General features: G+C 67.1%; 19 protein-coding genes. 4 read left to right on the top strand and 15 right to left on the bottom strand.

From position 1 onward, the window contains the following. From AAG565_RS14885 to uvrD, 4 genes are all read right to left on the bottom strand, one after another. Positions 1 to 498: hypothetical protein (locus AAG565_RS14885; RefSeq protein WP_348820430.1), on the bottom strand; the 498-nt coding region annotated here is incomplete at its 3' end. After that, a complete protein-coding gene (locus AAG565_RS14880) occupies positions 495 to 1,310 on the bottom strand; it encodes a M90 family metallopeptidase (protein ID WP_348820429.1) in 816 nt (271 codons plus the stop codon). The genes AAG565_RS14885 and AAG565_RS14880, both read right to left, overlap by 4 nt. 81 nt (positions 1,311 to 1,391) lie before the next feature. Beyond that, the gene (locus tag AAG565_RS14875) at positions 1,392 to 1,565 is read right to left on the bottom strand and encodes a hypothetical protein (protein WP_348820428.1); all 174 of its coding nucleotides are present in this window, start codon (positions 1,563 to 1,565) and stop codon (positions 1,392 to 1,394) included. A 67-nt stretch (positions 1,566 to 1,632) separates the two neighbouring features. Next, positions 1,633 to 3,885: a DNA helicase II gene (gene uvrD / locus AAG565_RS14870; RefSeq protein ID WP_348820427.1), complete on the bottom strand. Its 2,253-nt coding sequence runs from the start codon at positions 3,883 to 3,885 to the stop codon at positions 1,633 to 1,635. Positions 3,886 to 3,991: 106 nt separating this feature from the next. Here uvrD and AAG565_RS14865 point away from each other — a divergent pair, with 106 nt between their 5' ends. Continuing rightward, positions 3,992 to 4,795 (top strand): SDR family oxidoreductase, encoded by an 804-nt coding sequence (locus AAG565_RS14865; protein WP_348820426.1) that lies wholly within the window; start codon positions 3,992 to 3,994, stop codon positions 4,793 to 4,795. 27 nt (positions 4,796 to 4,822) lie between these two features. Further along, positions 4,823 to 5,569, top strand: a complete 747-nt coding sequence (locus tag AAG565_RS14860; protein ID WP_348820425.1) for a TerC family protein — start codon at positions 4,823 to 4,825, stop codon at positions 5,567 to 5,569. Between the two features lie 109 nt (positions 5,570 to 5,678). Here the strand turns inward: AAG565_RS14860 and AAG565_RS14855 are convergent, their stop codons facing one another. The 7 genes from AAG565_RS14855 to AAG565_RS14825 form a co-directional block, all read right to left on the bottom strand. Continuing rightward, complete coding sequence (locus AAG565_RS14855; RefSeq protein ID WP_348820424.1) at positions 5,679 to 6,128, bottom strand: hypothetical protein; 450 nt, start codon at positions 6,126 to 6,128, stop codon at positions 5,679 to 5,681. Positions 6,129 to 6,139: 11 nt separating this feature from the next. Beyond that, a complete protein-coding gene (locus AAG565_RS14850; protein WP_348820423.1) occupies positions 6,140 to 6,328 on the bottom strand; it encodes a hypothetical protein in 189 nt (62 codons plus the stop codon). Positions 6,329 to 6,380: 52 nt separating this feature from the next. Continuing rightward, positions 6,381 to 6,830, bottom strand: a complete 450-nt coding sequence (locus AAG565_RS14845; RefSeq protein WP_348820422.1) for an SRPBCC family protein — start codon at positions 6,828 to 6,830, stop codon at positions 6,381 to 6,383. 88 nt (positions 6,831 to 6,918) lie between these two features. Then, complete coding sequence (locus AAG565_RS14840) at positions 6,919 to 7,638, bottom strand: hypothetical protein (protein ID WP_348820421.1); 720 nt, start codon at positions 7,636 to 7,638, stop codon at positions 6,919 to 6,921. 32 nt (positions 7,639 to 7,670) lie between these two features. Continuing rightward, entirely contained in the window at positions 7,671 to 8,645 is a 975-nt protein-coding gene (locus tag AAG565_RS14835) for a DUF3187 family protein (protein ID WP_348820420.1), read from the bottom strand. Positions 8,646 to 8,735: 90 nt separating this feature from the next. Further along, positions 8,736 to 9,284, bottom strand: coding sequence for a hypothetical protein (locus tag AAG565_RS14830; RefSeq protein WP_348820419.1), 549 nt, complete (start codon positions 9,282 to 9,284; stop codon positions 8,736 to 8,738). Positions 9,285 to 9,302: 18 nt separating this feature from the next. Further along, positions 9,303 to 9,725 (bottom strand): hypothetical protein, encoded by a 423-nt coding sequence (locus AAG565_RS14825; protein ID WP_348820418.1) that lies wholly within the window; start codon positions 9,723 to 9,725, stop codon positions 9,303 to 9,305. A 246-nt stretch (positions 9,726 to 9,971) separates the two neighbouring features. On the opposite strand from AAG565_RS14825, the gene AAG565_RS14820 reads away from it, so the two are divergent. Both AAG565_RS14820 and AAG565_RS14815 read left to right on the top strand, forming a co-directional pair. Continuing rightward, positions 9,972 to 11,036: an AraC family transcriptional regulator ligand-binding domain-containing protein gene (locus AAG565_RS14820; protein WP_348820417.1), complete on the top strand. Its 1,065-nt coding sequence runs from the start codon at positions 9,972 to 9,974 to the stop codon at positions 11,034 to 11,036. A 38-nt stretch (positions 11,037 to 11,074) separates the two neighbouring features. Continuing rightward, positions 11,075 to 12,148: a 3-deoxy-7-phosphoheptulonate synthase gene (locus tag AAG565_RS14815; RefSeq protein WP_348820416.1), complete on the top strand. Its 1,074-nt coding sequence runs from the start codon at positions 11,075 to 11,077 to the stop codon at positions 12,146 to 12,148. A 71-nt stretch (positions 12,149 to 12,219) separates the two neighbouring features. Here AAG565_RS14815 and AAG565_RS14810 read toward each other — a convergent pair whose 3' ends face one another. The 4 genes from AAG565_RS14810 to AAG565_RS14795 are packed head-to-tail and all read right to left on the bottom strand — an operon-like array spanning position 12,220 to position 16,700. Beyond that, positions 12,220 to 14,202 (bottom strand): SDR family oxidoreductase, encoded by a 1,983-nt coding sequence (locus tag AAG565_RS14810; RefSeq protein ID WP_348820415.1) that lies wholly within the window; start codon positions 14,200 to 14,202, stop codon positions 12,220 to 12,222. A 44-nt stretch (positions 14,203 to 14,246) separates the two neighbouring features. Next, positions 14,247 to 15,089 (bottom strand): SDR family oxidoreductase, encoded by an 843-nt coding sequence (locus AAG565_RS14805; RefSeq protein WP_348820414.1) that lies wholly within the window; start codon positions 15,087 to 15,089, stop codon positions 14,247 to 14,249. Between the two features lie 31 nt (positions 15,090 to 15,120). Then, positions 15,121 to 15,960 (bottom strand): hypothetical protein, encoded by an 840-nt coding sequence (locus AAG565_RS14800; RefSeq protein WP_348820413.1) that lies wholly within the window; start codon positions 15,958 to 15,960, stop codon positions 15,121 to 15,123. 2 nt (positions 15,961 to 15,962) lie between these two features. After that, positions 15,963 to 16,700: a hypothetical protein gene (locus AAG565_RS14795; protein ID WP_348820412.1), complete on the bottom strand. Its 738-nt coding sequence runs from the start codon at positions 16,698 to 16,700 to the stop codon at positions 15,963 to 15,965. Positions 16,701 to 16,738 lie beyond the last annotated feature (38 nt).

The raw sequence follows: 16,738 nt of genomic DNA, 5'->3' as shown, positions 1-16,738 counted from the left end.
AGGGCCACGGTCGCCCTCCTGCATCCTGCTGGTGCTTCGACAACACCAACTTAGCAGCGGCGACCGTGTGCCCGCTCTCCCGCAGATGGGAGAAGAACCTGAAATAAGCCACGCAACGCCGGCGACGAATGCGCCGATCAGCAGCGCGACCCCGATCCACTTCTTCAGCGAGGTCGGCGGTGGCGGCACTTCGACGTCGAGCAGGTCCTTGGCTTCCTTCAGGCCCAGCTTGCGGCGTTCGCGCAGCAGCTTGATGGCCCCGATCCGGTTGCCCCGCTGCGCGAGCAGGCGGATGTCGCCGTCGAGTCCGCGTTGTGGCGCCGCAGCCGCGGCGAACTTCGAGGGCGCCCATACCGCGGTGGCCCGCATCTCGATGCGCTCGACTTCGGCCGTGGCCTCCGCCAGGCCCATGCCGGTGCGTTCGCGCAGGCGCTGGATCGCTTCGAGCTTGCGTCCCTTCTGCACGAGACGTTCCACCTTCGGGTCGTCATCGGTCATCGGTCCTCTCCGGTCGGCACCGCCGTCCACAGCCGCTGCTGCGCCGGGTCGAGGCGGTAGTAGTCGCGCAACAGATCGTACAACTCCGCGTGGTGGCGGCGCAGTTCCACGCCGCGCTGGAAGAAGGCTTCCGTGACGACGCCAAAGAACTCGCCCGGACTCTCGGCGCCATAGGGATCGAGCACCGGCGGGCGGCGATGGCGCTGCAGGCGCTTGAACTCGCGCTGCATCACTTCCGACCAGCGCGTGTAGTCGCGCAGCGCCGGCGCGCCTTCGGTTTCCGGTGTCTCGTCGTCGAGCTGGTGCGCGAACTCGTGCGCGACGACGTTGACCTCGTCGCCGTGCAGCGCGGCGTCGATGTCGGCCCATGACAGGATCACGCGCTCGCCTTCCCAGGACTCGCCGAGCTGTTCGACGGGATCGTCACTGACCAGGCCCAGTTCGTCGGGTTCGCCGTATGTCACGAAGAAGCGGTCCGGGTAGATCAGCACGTCGTGCACCAGCGGGAACACGCCCGCCTGTGGGCGCAGCACCAGCAGGCAGGCCAGCCCGGCGATGGCGATTCGCATCTCGTCGTCCACCACCAGGCCGTTGCAGCCGACAAAGCGCTTCTCGCGCAGGAAGCGCTCGACCTGTCTCTCGTACAGGGCCTGCAGGTCGGCGGGCACCAGTCGCGCCTGCGGCACGCTCGTCCGCAGCGTCGCGCGCCAGCCTTCGGGCGGGACGTAGCGCGGGCGCGCCTTGCGCGGCCGGAACATCCAGCCCAGCAGTGCGGCGATCGCCAGCGCGAAGGCGATCAGAGCCTCGGGCATTCCGCCCGTCATGCGCAACCCTCCCGGCGCCGCTCCGGCGCGTATGATCGGGCCGCGGATGGCATGCGAGTCGGTTGCCGGTCAGCGATGCATCCCCATCAGGCCGCCGAGGAACCCGGCGGTGATCGACCCCAGCACCGCGAGGATGAGGAACGCCGGAATCGCCGCGATGACCCACTTGACCATGAACACCACCATCGACAGGAACGGCATCTTGATATCGACGACGACGACCTCGGTACGGTTGCTCTCCATGGGTGCTCCCTCCGATGTGCTGACAGCCCGTGACGACTGTATGCCGTCCCGGCGTTCTGCGTCACCCTCAGACCGGCAGCAGGTTTGCCACCGACAGCATCAGCCACTTGGTTCCTGCATTGCGGAAGCGCACCTCGACGCGCGCACGGTCGCCGTCGCCGTCGAACTGCAGGATCGTGCCTTCGCCGAAGCGCTCGTGCCGCACCTGCTGGCCGAGCCGCAGCCCGCCGGGTCCGGAGGTCTCGCGCATCGCATCCGGCAGCCGCGTGCGCGCCGTGCGCGCCGCATTCGCGTCATGGCTCGAACCGGAAGTCGGACGCCCGCCCGAGGCCGCATACGCCGGCCGCACGACCTGCGCGCGCGGCCGCGTCTCGACGATGCACTCGGGCGGGATCTCGCGCAGGAACTGCGACGGCGCGCTGATCTGTTCGACGCCGTGCAGGCGGCGCAGCTCGGCGTAACTCATGTACAGGCGCTTGCGCGCGCGCGTGATGCCGACGTAGCACAGGCGGCGTTCCTCCTCCAGATTGCCTTCGTCGGTCGCACGCACGTGCGGGAACAGCCCGTTCTCTAGGCCGACCATGAACACGATCGGGAACTCCAGGCCCTTGGCGGCGTGCAGGGTCATCAGCTGCACGCAGTCCTCGCCGGGCTTGGCCTGGCCTTCGCCGGCCTCGAGCGCGGCATGGGTCAGGAAGTTGGTCAGCGGATCGAGCTGCGGCTGACCTTCGAGCGGCGGCTCGTCCGGCAGCGTTTCGAAGGAACGCGCCGCGCTGATCAGTTCGTCGAGGTTCTCCAGGCGGGATTCGGCCTGCTCGCCCTTTTCTTTGCGGTAATGCTCGCGCAGGCCGGAACGCTCGATCACGCGCTCGGTGGTCTTGCTCAACACGAAGTCCTTGGTCTCGACTGCCATCGACTCGATCATGCCGAGGAACTCCTGCACCTTCGCCCCCGAGCGGCCCAGCGTCGCCGCGCCGTGGCGTGCCGCCGCCCACAGTGACAGACCGTTGGCGCGTGCGTACTCGCGCAGTTTGTCGACCGTCGTCGCGCCGATGCCGCGCGCCGGCGTGTTGACCGCGCGCTCGAAGCTGACGTCGTCGTCGCGGTTGTGCAGCAGGCGCAGGTAGGCGAGCGCGTCCTTGACCTCCTGGCGCTCGAAGAAGCGCAACCCGCCGTAGATGCGGTACGGAATGCGTGCACGGATCAGCGTCTCTTCGAGCACGCGCGATTGCGCGCCCATGCGGTACAGGATCGCGATGTCCGAGGGCGCGCAGCGACCCTGCAGGTGTTCCTGGATGCGATTGACGACGAATTCCGCCTCGTCGTACTCGTTGTAGGCGGCGTAGAGCTGGATCGGCTCGCCTTCGCCGACGTCGGTCCACAGCTCCTTGCCCAGGCGCGCGCTGTTGCGTGAGATCAGCCCGTTCGCGGCATTGAGGATCGTGCTGGTCGAGCGATAGTTCTGTTCCAGGCGCACGATCTCGCAGCCGGGAAAGTCGCGCGACAGGTTCATCATGTTCTCGACGCGCGCGCCTCTCCATGAGTACACCGATTGATCATCATCACCGACCGCGAACAGGATGCCGGTGTTGCCGGCGAGCACGCGCAGCCACTTGTACTGCAGCGTGTTGGTGTCCTGGAACTCGTCGACGAGGATGTGGCGGAAGCGGCGCCGGTAATGTGCCTGGATCTCGGCGTCGTCGCGCGTCAGCTCGTAGGCGCGCAGCAGCAGTTCGGCGAAATCGACGACGCCCTGGCGTTCGCAGGTCTGCTCGTAGGCGGTGTAGATGCGCACGAACTGGCGCTGCGTGAAGTCGCCCTCGTCACGGAAGTCCTGCGGCCGTCGGGCCTCTTCCTTCTGCGCGTTGATCCAGCCGGCGACGGTCCGGGGCGGCCATTGGTCGTCGGGCAGGTCGAGCGACTTGAGTACGCGCTTGACCAGGCGCAGCTGGTCATCGGCGTCGAGGATCTGGAAGTTCTGCGGCAGGCCCGCCTCCTTCCAGTGCATGCGCAGCATGCGATGTGCTATGCCGTGAAAAGTGCCGACCCACATCGCGCGGATCGGCACGTCGACCAGCTGCTCGATGCGCCCGCGCATCTCGGCGGCGGCCTTGTTGGTGAAGGTCACCGCCAAAATGGACATCGGCGAGATGCCCTCGGCCGCGATCAGCCAGGCAACACGGTGAGTCAGCACCCGCGTCTTGCCCGAACCCGCGCCGGCGAGCACGAGTCGGTGCTCCGGCGGCGCAGTGACCGCTTCGCGCTGCGCCGGGTTGAGGTGGGAGACGAGGGGGGAGAGGTCGGGTGCCGCGATTTCCATCGGCCGATTTTACCCGGGTGACCTCCCCCTCACCCGAAATCCCGCCGCGGCATACACTGCGGCCCCGTCCGGCGTCGCCGGACGCAAGAAACCAGGGGAATCGAGGATGAAAACGATATTGATCACCGGCGCCAGCACCGGCATCGGCAGGGCGACCGCGGAGCTGTTCTTTGCGCGCGGCTGGAACGTCGTCGCGACGATGCGCACGCCCAACAGCGCGCGCGAGGACGGCCGCTGGCTGGTGACGAGGCTCGACGTCACCGATCCGGCCTCGATCGAATCCGCGCTGCAGGCCGCGAACGCACGCTTCGGCCAGATCGACGTGCTGGTCAACAACGCCGGCTATGGCCTGGTCGGCACCTTCGAGTCGATGGACGAGGCGCGCATCCACAAGCAGTTCGAGACCAACGTCTTCGGCCTGATGCGCATGTGTCGCGCGCTGATCCCGCAGTTCCGCGCGCGCGGCGAGGGTGTGCTGATCAACGTCGCCAGCATGGGCGGGCGGCTGGCGTTTCCGTTCTACAGCGTCTATCACGCGACCAAGTGGGCGGTGGACGGATTTTCCGAATCGCTTCAGTTCGAGCTGGCGCCGCTGGGCATCCGGGTCAAGCTGATCGAGCCGGGCGCGATCAAGACTGACTTCTACGACCGCTCCGCGGATTTCGTCCACGACCGCAGCCTGACCGCCTACAACGACCTCGTCGACAAAGGCATGCGTCGCTCCAACGCCTTCGGCGCCAGGGGCGCGTCGCCGGACATCGTCGCCGCGGCGATCTGGAAGGCTGCGACCGACGGCAGCGCGCGTCTGCGCTACCCGGTCGGTAGCGACGCCAGGGGTTTGCTGTTCACGCGCCGGCTGCTGCCGGACGGCGTGTACCGCAGTCTCATTGCCAAGCAGTTGCTGGGCTGAAATCGCCGCGCCCACCGTCGTCGCCCCATGGAAGCCTTCCTGAATCCCGAGCTGTGGATCGCACTGGTCACTCTGGCGGCCCTGGAGATCGTGCTAGGCATCGACAACATCGTCTTCCTGTCGATCATGGCCAACAAGCTCCCCGAGCATCAGCGCGCCCGCGCCCGCATCCTGGGTCTGGCCGGCGCTTGCGTGACCCGCATCGCGTTGCTGCTGTCGCTGGCGTGGCTGGCGCGCCTGACCACGCCGCTGTTCGAGATCCTGGGCCACGCCGTGTCCGGGCGCGACATCATCCTGTTCTGCGGCGGCCTGTTCCTGCTCGGCAAGAGCACGCTGGAAATCCACGAGACGGTGGAAGCGCCCGGTGGCTTCGGACCGGAGGATGTCGTCGGCAGGGCCGCGGTCGGTTTCCTGTCGGTCATCGTCCAGATCATGATTCTCGACATCGTGTTCTCGCTGGACTCGGTGATCACGGCGATCGGCATGACGCATCACGTGCCGGTGATGGTCGCCGCCATCGTCGTCGCCATCGGGGTGATGATGTTCTTCGCCGGACCGGTATCGCGTTTCGTCGAGGAGCATCCCACGATCAAGATCCTCGCGCTGTCCTTCCTGATCCTGATCGGCATGGCGCTGGTCGGCGAGGGTCTGGGCTTCCACGTCCCGAAGGGCTACATCTACTTCGCGATGGCCTTTTCGGTCGGCATCGAGCTGCTCAACCTGCGCGCGCGCCGCAACGAGGTGCGCGCACGCGGCAAGGCATCGGCGCCGTAACGAAGGTTGCGGCCCCGTCGCATCGCGCACGCGGCATGCGAGCGACGGGACCGGTGCACCGTCCGGGCCATCCCATCCACCGCAGGGTTGCGGCGACGATGCCGGCGGATCAGCGCGGCACGTCCGGGCACGACGGATCGGCGTCGCAGTCGCGCAGCGCGGTCAGCTGTGCGCTCCACGGGCAATAGCGCGGGCCGAAGTCGGCGCAGTGGGCGTCCACATAGGACGGCGTGCCGTCGCAGACCTCGGTGGTGACGTCGGCGAAGCGGATCGTGTCCGGCGCCAGATGCCAGGACCAGGGCGCGTTCCAGGCCGCCGCCGTGCAGCGCAGCTCGCCGTTGGGAATGCCGGCGCTCGACGTGCCGGCCCACAGCGCCCGCGCTTCGGCCTTGCCGTCGGCATCGGTGATCGCCGCGCTGAACGTCTCGTTGCCGACGCTGAACGTCGCGTACAGGCCGGACTGCGGCAGCGGCGCGCAGCAGACGTCGCGACCGTCGCCACCGCCGCAGGCGGCCAGCACCAGGACCGCCAGCGTGGCACCCATCCGTCCGCCGTTCATCGTGCAGGCTCCTAGCACGCCCCGTAGCGGTCGCCGTGATCCAGATGCGCGCGCGCCGCTTCCTGTGGCAGCTCCATGGTCTTCTTGCCCTTGTGGCACAGCAGCACCGTGCCGCCGGCCTTGGCGCCGGCACCGGGCACCGCCACGAGCACACACCCACTCGCCAGCGCGGCGAGCAACAGCGGCAGGATCGCTTTCATCGCAGTGTCCCCGTCGAACCTGCCGCCGAGTGTGCACCATTCACGCGCCGGCTCAAGCGCCGTCCGGAATTTCGGCCTCGACCAGTTGGGCCAGCAGTGCCAGCGATTCCTGCCAGCCCAGATGGCAGGCTTCGACCGGGATCGCGTCCGGGATGCCTTCCTGCGAGACGTTCAGCTCGGTGCCGCAGGACACTTTCCTGAACGTGATGGTGACCTGCATCGTGCCGGGCAGGTTCGGATCGTCGAAGCGGTCGTTGTAGCGCAGGCGTTCGCCCGGTGAGAGTTCCAGATAGGTGCCGCCGAAGGCATGGCTCGATCCGGTGCAGAAATTGGTGAAGGACATCCGGTAGGTGCCGCCGACACGCACGTCGCTGTGGTGGACCGTGGCGGTGAAGCCGTTGGGCGGCAGCCACTTGACCAGGGCCTGCGGGTCGATGAACGCCTTGTACACGCGCTCGGGTGGTGCGCGCAGGACGCGGTGCAGGTGGATCGTGCTGGGCATGTCGTTCTCCGATAGGGGTTGCGCCGGGTTTGGCTCCGGTTAGTCGGATGGCAGCGCGCGATTTCGACAATCCTGGCGCAGCACGGGGTCAGAAGCGGTAATGCAGGCCCAGATTGATCACCGGCCAGTAGCGCCGGTTCTCGATGTCCTTCTCGAAATTCTTCCGCTCCTGCTCGAGCGCGGACTGGAATTGCGCGGCGCGCGCGTCGCTGCCGTTGACGTCGAAGCCGAAGATCGGGCTGTCCGGGTTGCAGGCCGCGAGGGTGGAATTGCAGGCGCGGCCGGTCGCCGTCAGCGCCACCTCGGGCTGGCCGGCGAACAGCACGCCGGCGTCGAAGCTCCAGCCGAAGCCGGCGCCGGTCGCGGCGCCGCCCCAGCCGATCCCGGCATAGGGCGTGACCGAGCCCATGCGCACGTCACCGTCGAGGCGGCCGTTCGCGGTGTAGCGCGTGCCGCCGATGTCGTATTCGTCGTTGTTGGCGACGGTGAAGAAATCGACGCGCGGCGGCTTGCTGTACGCACCCGCGGTGACGCGGAAGCCGCCATCGAAAGGTCGCAGGTCGAACAGCCCGAACGCCGCGCCGGCCCTGACGCGGGCGTCGTAGTCGATGCCATCGACATCGACCGTGCGGCTGAGGCTGCCAAAGCTGTAGCCGGCGCGCAGATCGACGCGGCGGGCGACGCCGATGCCGTACTCCAGGCCGATACCGGCGCTGCCCAGACGCAGGCCGACCTGCTGCGTGCGGCCTTCGTTCGCGATCGCGGATGTCGCGGCGAGCATCAGGCCGCAGGCGATGAGCGTGCGCATCGGGTCGTTCTCCGTTGTTGTCGCGGGCGGTTTCATTGTGCGCCCGAACCCCAGTTCGCCGACAGGTGGATCACGAAGTCCGGCGAGGCGTCGATGATCGGATCCTCCTGGAAACCGACGTGCCACTGCGTGCCACCGGCGCTGCGATAGGCGAAGCCGAAGACGAGCTGGCCGCCGGGATCGGCCAGCGCAGCGAGGCCACTGCCGTCGTACAGCGGCGCATGCCAGTAGAACTGCACGCCGGCGGCGAGCGCATCGGTCAGCGCATAGCCGAGCGACAGCCAGCCGAAGGGCACGAGGGTCTGCTGCATGTCTTCGAGTGGGCCGTCGGCGCGCAGCGCGGCGAGACCGGCGCCGAACACGCCGGTCCAGCGCGCGTCGCTGCCCAGCGCATAGGCGCGCTCGTACCAGCCGGATGCGCCCAAGCCGCCGCCAAAGAGCCGGTCCGGGTCGCCGGTCGGCAGCTGCACCATTGCCCTCGCACAGCCGCCCGCCAGGCCGCAGACGGTGCCATCGAGGCGGATGTCGCCGAGCGCGACGCCGCCCGCGTCGATGTCGAGCATCGTCTCGCCGTTGCGCGTGTAGGTGTAGCGATACTCGTTGCGCGGCACCTGTTCGCGGCCGCCGTTGGGCAGGCCGAACCAGTCATGCCAGTTCTCGATGCCCGCATCGAGCACGCCACCCCCCGATACCAGCACCGGCAGTTCCACACCCAGCACGAGGTCGTCCCGGCGCCAGGATCTCTGCAGCCCCAGGCGCAGGGTCTCGCCGTCCAGGCGGACGGTTTCGCCGGCCGCCTGCTGCAACACGAACTCGCTGGTCCAGTCCAGCACGGTGCGCCACCCCCCCACGGGCTGCGCCGGACCGGGCATCGGCAGCGGTGCGTGACGGGCCAATGCCGCCTGGTTGAATGCGGAAAAAACAAAGTCTTGCCGGGCATTGGCGACGCCGCTCAGGGCACCGCTCAGGATTGCGGCCGCTCCGAGGCCGCTGAGGCAGGGGCGCATGGACGATCCAGGACGGGTTTGCCGGCATTGTGCCGACAAATGCACGGCGGCGTGCGGCTGCGGACCCCGGGCGCAGCGAGCCGGCACGCCTTAACGGAACTCGACCTCCACCGCGCTGCCCGCACAGCTGCGTCCGCCATCCTGTCGATTGCAGGCCGTAAAGACGATCCAGGCATCGCGCGGCAACTCGCCCAGCCACTGCGTCAGATCGACGGCGCCCTGCCCTTCGCACTCGAGGACATTGTGCGGATCGAAACGGCAGTTCAGCGTGTGCTTCAAGCCGCAATCCGGACTTTCGTCCCAGCAATACAGCGAAGCAAAACGGATCTTGCCGTCAGCGCCCCCATACGGCATCAGCGGCGGATACGGATTGTCGCTCACGTAAACGTCGGCCTCGTAGCCATTGGCCTGCGCGATTTCCCAGTCGATCCGAAATCGGCCGTCGTTGGAACGGCTGTCGATCTGCTCGGCCTGCAGCAGTGGCAGCTTGTCGGCGCTGCCGCGCACGTCGTACGAGCGCAGCTCGGGCGGCGGCCCTTCGTCGATAGCCGGCCGGCCGTCGCCCCCTCCTTTGCACGCGGCAAGGAGGACGGCTGCGACCGGCAATGCGTGTCGCACCGTTCGATGAAACCGGCTCATGGCATCTCCCGCTTTTGATCACTTGCCACCAAGCCCATCGGACAGCGAGTCGCCTGCGCTGCGAATCGCCGCCACCCACAGCGCGGCCACGACCGCCAGCGCGCCGACCACCATGGTCGTGGTTTTCACGCCGTCCACCCTGCGGACCTCCATGCGCTCGATGTCCGCGTAAGGTAGCTTCCAGGCCTTGCGCTGGTCGTCGCGTCCGGTGACGCCGGTATCTTCGACTGCCGTCACCTTCAACTCGAAATGCTGTCCGCCACGCATCCACACCGCGATGTCGTCACCCTTCTTGATCTGCGTTCGCGCCGATGCAGCCACAGGCGCCCGAACCGCCTGCATGCTCGTGCAGCCAGCAAAACAGAACAGTGTGAAAAGCACTACGAGCCCGCGAAGGATGGAGTGCAGCCTCAGGCCAGTGTTCGAGAGTCGGATACTCATATCACCTCGTTCCCCATCTTGTTCCCTCCTCGTAGCCCCTGCCCGAACCACCCGGGCAAATCGGGTGAGAGGAGGTTTCCACGCGGGTGCCCCGAGCGCATCGAAAAAGCACGCCATTCTCTCAGTAAAACACGCCAGTCCCGATCGGCCTGAAGCGCGCGCGGAGAAGTCAACCTAGCCAACTGGCTAATACCGCGTGCGCCTCGGTTCATGCAGATTTGGCCCAGGGACATTGGGGGAACCAGAATGACGCCCAAAGCACGCGCCCACGGATCCGGGACAATCTCGACGCTCTACGCGCGCGGGCTGCTCGACTACCTGCGCGAACGGGGCGTTGACACTGCTACGCTTTATCCGGCGGCGCGCGTACACACGATCGAGGGCGCGTACGGGCACGAGGAAATCACCATCGCCGAATGGATTGCGATGTTCGGACCGGCCATCGCGGCGCTCAACGAGCCGGTGCTGCCGCTGCTGGTCGGCGCGAGTCTGCGCCTGCATCACCTTGGCGTTCTCGGGCAGGTGCTGACGGGCTGCAAGACGCTGTGCGAGGCCGCCGCGCAGCTGCGCCGTTACATCCGCCTGCTGGGCGAGATCGGCGAACCGGAGCTCTTGGTCGAGAACGGCCAAGCGCACATGTTCTGGACCGCGCCTCCCGGGCTACCGGCCGGCAGCGATGCGCTGATCGTCCAGCACATGCTCGGCGCGCGCACCAGCTTCATCCGCTGGCTGGTGAATCGGCCTGACCTGCGCCTGGATGCGCATTTCCATTTTCCGCGCCCGGCTGACCTGCGCGCCTACGAACGGGTCTTTGGTGGCGAGCTGTGCTTCAGCCAGCCGCGCAGCAAGCTGGTGTTTCCCACCGCCTGGCTCGACCTGCCGATCGGGGCTGCGGACGAAGAGATGCGCCGGCAGATTGAAACCCGCGCGCAGCTGCTTCTGAGCAATCTCGATGGCGAAGCACCGCTGATGGTCGAAGTCAAGCGGGTGCTGGCGCACAATCTCGCCGCCGGCCGCGTCTCGTTGGAAGAAACCGCGAAAGCTTTGCGCGTCTCGACCCGCACCCTGCAGCGGCGCCTGGGAGAACTGGATCGCTCATTCCACAGCGTGCTCGACGAGGTGCGGCGGGGCGCCGCAGAAGCGCTTCTCCGCGATCCGGGCGTGCCGCTCAAGGAGATTGCTTTCTCGCTGGGCTTTTCCGACCAGAACGGCTTTCTCATCGCATTCCGGCGCTGGACTGGCGACTCGCCGAGCAGTTGGCGGCACCGCAACTCGCCGTCCGCGGCGGTGTGCGAGGCCGTCATCTGCTAGCATCCGTGCCCCGTCTGGGTTGTACCGAGTTCCGTGTCATGCGTTTCGTCACCGAAAACACCCGCATCAAGTCGATCCGCGAGGTTTCGACGCCGGCCGAGATCCAGGCCGAGCTGCCCTTGTCAGACGCCGCGTCGAGCACGACGTTCAACGCGCGCCGCGACATCCAGGAGCTGCTGCATGGCCGCGACGACCGCCTGCTGGTGATCGTCGGACCATGCTCGATCCATGACACCGATGCGGCGCTCGACTATGCGCGGCGGCTGCTGCCGCTGCGCGAGCAGCTGGCCCAGCATCTGCAGATCGTCATGCGCGTGTACTTCGAGAAGCCGCGCACGACGGTCGGCTGGAAGGGGCTGATCAACGACCCCGACCTCGACGACAGTTTCAATATCAACAAGGGCTTGCGCGTCGGTCGCAAGCTGCTGTTGCAGCTCAACGAGATGGGTATGCCGGCCGGCGTCGAGTACCTCGACATCCTCACGCCGCAGTACCTGACCGACCTGGTCAGCTGGGGCGCGATCGGTGCGCGCACGACCGAGTCGCAGCTGCACCGCGAGCTGGCTTCGGCGCTGTCCTGCCCGGTCGGCTTCAAGAACGGCACCGAGGGCAGCGTAAAGGTCGCGGTCGATGCGGTGATGTCCGCCTCGCACCCGCACCGCTTCCTGTCGCTGACACAGCAGGGGCACGTCGCGATCTTCGAGACCACCGGCAACGAGGACTGCCACATCATCCTGCGCGGCGGCAGCGCCGGCACCAACTACGACGCCAAGAGCGTCGATGCCGCCTGCGCGGCGCTGACCAAGGTCGGCCTGCGCCCGCAGGTGATGATCGACTTCTCGCACGCCAATTCGAGCAAGCAGCACAAGCGCCAGATCGTCGTCGGTCACGACGTCGCTCACCAGATCGCCGGCGGCGACGAGCGCATCGTCGGCGTGATGATCGAGTCGCACATTCTCGAAGGCCGCCAGGACGTCAGGCCCGGCCAGCCGTTGACCTACGGCCAGTCGATCACCGACGCCTGCATCCACTGGGAGGACACTGCCGAACTGCTGCGGCACCTCGCCAACGCGGTCGAGCAGCGCCGGCTGCGCAACGCGCGCAGCGCCTGAACCAGACCGGCTGAACGAACGAGGCCCGCATCACGCGGGCCTCGTTCGTTGCGACGACCGGCTGCCGTCGATCAGAAGTACTCGCCCTTGAACAGGTTGGCGAACACCACCTGTTCCAGCGTCGGCTTGGCGCCTTCCTTGCGGCCCTTGGCGGCCGACGACGACGGGAACAGCTGGAAGCCCTTGTTGAGGATGTAGTCGTTGACCTTGGGCCACAGCGCGTAGCTGATCGCCGCGGCGGTGCCGAGCGGCGTGGCGATCGACTTGGGCTTGTCGAGGATCGCCTTCATCACCGTGTCGCCGGCCTTCTCCGGGCTCCAGGTGGGCACGTAGTCGTAGAGCTTGGTCGGCGCGATCATCGGCGTGCGCACCAGCGGCATGTAGATGGCCGTCACCTCGATGTTCAGGTGCTTGACCTCGGCCGACAGGCAGCGCGAGAACGCATCGAGCGCGGCCTTGCTGGCGACATAGGCGGAGAAGCGCGCGGCGTTGGCGAGCACGCCGATCGAGCTGATGTTGATGATCTGGCCGCTGCGACGCTTGGCCATCATCGGCAGGAAGTTGAGGATCATGCGCACCGCGCCGAAGTAGTTCAGCTGCATCGTGCGCTCGAAGTCGTGGAAGCGGTCCAGCGACTCCATCACCGCGCGGCGGATCGAGCGGCCGGCGTTGTTGACGAGGATATCGACATGGTCGAAGTCGGCGAGGATGCGCTGCGCGCAGGCGTCGATCGCCGCCATGTCGTTGAGGTCGCAGGGATAGACGTGCGCTTCGCCGCCCATCTTCTCGATGATGTGCTGCGTCTCCTCCAGCTTTTCGCGCGTGCGTGCGACCAGGATCACTTTGGCGCCGGCGGCAGCGAGCTTCTTGGCGACGGTGAAGCCGATGCCCGACGAGGCGCCGGTGACCACCGCGACCTTGCCGGCGAGCTTCTGCACCGCGCGTTCCGGCACCTTGACGTGTAGGTCGAGGTGCAGCTCCCAGTACGCCCACAGCTTGTCGGCATAGTCGCGGATGTCCGGGCACTGGATGCCCGACCCCTTCAGCACCTTGCGCGCGTGCTTGTCGTCGAACACCGCCCGGTTGCTGATGTAGCCGAGTACCGACACCGGCACGCCGATCGCTTTCGAGATGCGGCGGCGCACCGTCTCGGGGATGTTCTCGCCGACCCGGCTGGTGATCTGCTTGACGGCCGGCGGCACCGGCGGCAGCTCGAACTTCTTGGCGAAGTGCGGGCCGTGGGCGGCCTCGAAGATCGTCTGCAGCAGCTGGCCGACGGTCGGCGAATGCGACTGGATCAGGCAGAAGCACTCGCCGTCGTGGCCGTCCAGATGGGCGATGTAGTCGATCGCCTTGGCCACGTAATCGACCGGCGCCAGCGGCACGTGCCCACCCTCGACGCCCAGCAGCGGCAGCCACTTGGGCATCGAGTGGCTGATCTTCTGGATGGTCTTGAAGAAGTAATAGGGGCCGTCGATCTTGTCCATCTCGCCGGTCTCGGAGTGACCGACGACCGCGCCCGGGCGGTAGATGCGGAACGGCACGCGCGCCTCCTCGCGCACGATCTTCTCCGACTCGAACTTGGTGCGGAAGTACGGATGGCCGAGACGCTGGCCCTCGTCGAACATGTCCTCGGTGAAACGGCCGACGAAGTCGCCGCCGGCGACGGCGACGCTGGACACGTGATGCAGGCGCACGTTGCCGCCGAGATCGTTGCAGAAGGCGACGAGGTTGCGCGTGCCCTCGTTGTTGATGCGGTCCCCGGTGGCGTCGTCCATGTTCATGTCGTAGACGGCCGCCAGGTGGAAGACGTGGTCGATCTGGCCCTTGATCTTCTTGAAGTCGGCGGCCGATACCAGGCCCGGCGTGGTGATGTCGCCGTACATCGGCAGCAGGTTCCTGCCGGCCTCGCCGTAGCGGCGCCTGAGTGCGTCGATCTTGTCCTTCGACGACTCGCGTACCAGCACATAGACCCTGGCGTCGTCGCGCTTGAGCAGCTGCTCGAGCAGGAACTTGCCGATGAAACCCGTTGCTCCGGTGACGAAGTAATTCACGTGCGGTCTCCAGCTGTGCGATGTGCCCCGGCTCCGGGCCGGCGCTATTGTCCGTCGCGTCCTACGAAATCTTCCATGGTCCTATAGACACCGAACACGTGCTCGGCGAGCCAGTCGTACCAGCGCACCGGCAGCAGACCCTTGAGCGCGTTCGACAGATACACCGTCCACGGCAGGAGCAGGCGCGGCGCGCCGCGCTTCATCGCCGCCCAGACCTTCGCGGTGACGTATTCCGGCGTCAGGATCGGCGTGAACAGCATGCTCCGGGCGCCGGCGAACATGCCGGTGGCGATGTAGGTCGGGTTGACGGTCAGCACCTTGACGTGATCGTGCCCCGCCTGCGCCAGCTCCAGGCGCACCGAGTCGCTCCAGCCGGTCGCCGCCCACTTCGAGCCGCAGTACACGCTCATGCGCGGATTCGACACCAGGCCCGCGGCCGAGGCGATGTTGACGATGCGGCACGGACTGCCCTTCTTCTCGATCATCGCCGGCAGGAAGGCGCGCGTGATGTACATCGGCGCGAGCGCGTTGATCGCCATCGTCATCCAGGTGTCCTGGACGTCGTCGTGGTCCCAGAAATACTTGCCGCGCACGATGCCGGCGTTGTTGATCAGGATGTCGATCGTGCCGACGTCCTGCCGGACCCGGGCGACGGCCTGCTCGATCGCCTCGCGCCGCGACACGTCCACGATGTAGCTGTACACCTTGCCGCCCTTGCTCTTGAGCTCGGCGACGGTGGCCTGCAGCGCCGACTGGTTGATGTCCCACAGCACGACCGCCGCCGCGCCTTCCTGCACGGCGAGTTGCGCGTAGATCTTGCCCATGCCCATCGCCGCCCCGGTGATCAGCAGGTGCTTGCCGGCGACGGTGTGCATCCTCGACCCCATGCGTCCTTCCCCAACGGTTGCCGCGTGCCGCTCAGTAGTCCCCCTCGCGGTGCCGGGCGGAGTCCGACAGCGCGCGGCGCTGCGACAGGCGTTCCGCGGCATCCTTGTCGGTGACCCAGATGACGTCGGGGAACAGCAGCACGCGCAGCAGGCCTATGAGCATATACAGGTAACTGAGCGAAAACAGCAGGCCGCAGAAGATCGACACCCACTCGAAGCTCGGCGACAGGAACTTGATGCCCCACCACGACGCCACGTCGGTCAGCGAGGCCGACAGGCCGATCGGGAACACCCACTGATACGGCCACAGGTGATTGAACTGCAACGAGAACGGGATGCCGATGATGAAGAAGCTGGTGGTGAAGCCGAACAGGTGGGCATGGGTGAAGGCGATCAGCTTGCCCAGCGACATCTGCGCGAAATAGGCCTCGGCCGAACCGTGCAGCCGCAGCTGGTACCAGATCTCGGACGCGCCGAACGCGAAGGCGATGCCGAACAGCACGGTGGCCATGGCGATGCCGCGCTTCACGCCGGTGGGCAGCCGGTGCAGGTTGATGTCCAGCGTATGCGTCTGGAACGGCACCATCCACCAGAAGAAGCCGATCAGCAGGAAGAAGATCCCGATCAGCGCGACGGGTCCGCCGACGGTGATCCACGCGGACTTCTCCGGCGGCAGCTCGATGACCTGCTCGCTGACCACCGGGGCATCGCTGAAAAAGTCGAAGTCCTCGGGCGCGGCGGTTGCCTCCGGCGTCGCCGCATCGGCCTGAGCCGCCGCTTGCGCCAGCGCCTGCGCGCCGCCGAGCGCGCACAGCAGCAGCGCGCTCAACAGGAGTTCGATCATTCCGGCGCGGCGGAGGAAGCGGCGCATGATCAGGCGCTCTTGAGGCGCACGTACACCAGCGTGCCCGCGCGCTTGACCGCGCGCGTGATCGCGGCGTCCAGATCGTCGCCGCGGGGCACCGGCAGCTGGTCGAGTGGCTTGCCGACGAAGCCGGCGTAGACCGCGCTCTTGGCTGCGGCCGGAACGTGGTTCGTGTTGAGCGGGCTGACGGACGTGACCTTGAGCGTGCGGTCGGTCACCAGCAGCAGGAAGAAGGTCTTGTCCCGGTACTGCGCGGGGAAGATCAGCGCGGTGCCGGCCGGGCGCTGGTCCTCGAGCGGGATGTAGATGGTGTTCTCGTCGTTCTTGTCCAGTTCCGCGCCCAGGGCCCTGGCGCGGGCGATGTCGGCTTCGGTCAGCACGGCATCGCGCGGCAGGTAGGCACGGATGCCGGGGAAGGCGGCCTGCACCTCGCGCGGGATCAGGCTCGCGGTGTCGAGCCAGCCGCCCTTGTCCTGCGGCGTCGAGCGGGCGTCTCCCGGATTGGCCCTGGCGCGCGCCTCGGCGTCGTTGGCGACGCCGTCGCCGTCGGCGTCGCGCACGCCGATCATGCCGAAGGCCGCGAGATTCATTCCCGCCTCCTTGTACTGCTGGCCGTAGGCATTGAGCGGCGTGCCGCCGCCGTCCTTGTGACAGGCATTGCACGACGGCGTGTAGCCGTACTGCTGCTTGTACAGCCGCGCAAACGTAGGCTCGGCTGACGCCGTCCCCTGCGTCAGCGTGGCCACCATCGCAATCAGAAACGCCTCACGCCTCACGCCTCGCC

The organism is Fontimonas sp. SYSU GA230001 (assembly GCF_040066175.1).
Lineage (GTDB): Bacteria > Pseudomonadota > Gammaproteobacteria > Nevskiales > Nevskiaceae > Solimonas.
This window is presented reverse-complemented; position numbering and strand designations above follow the sequence as displayed.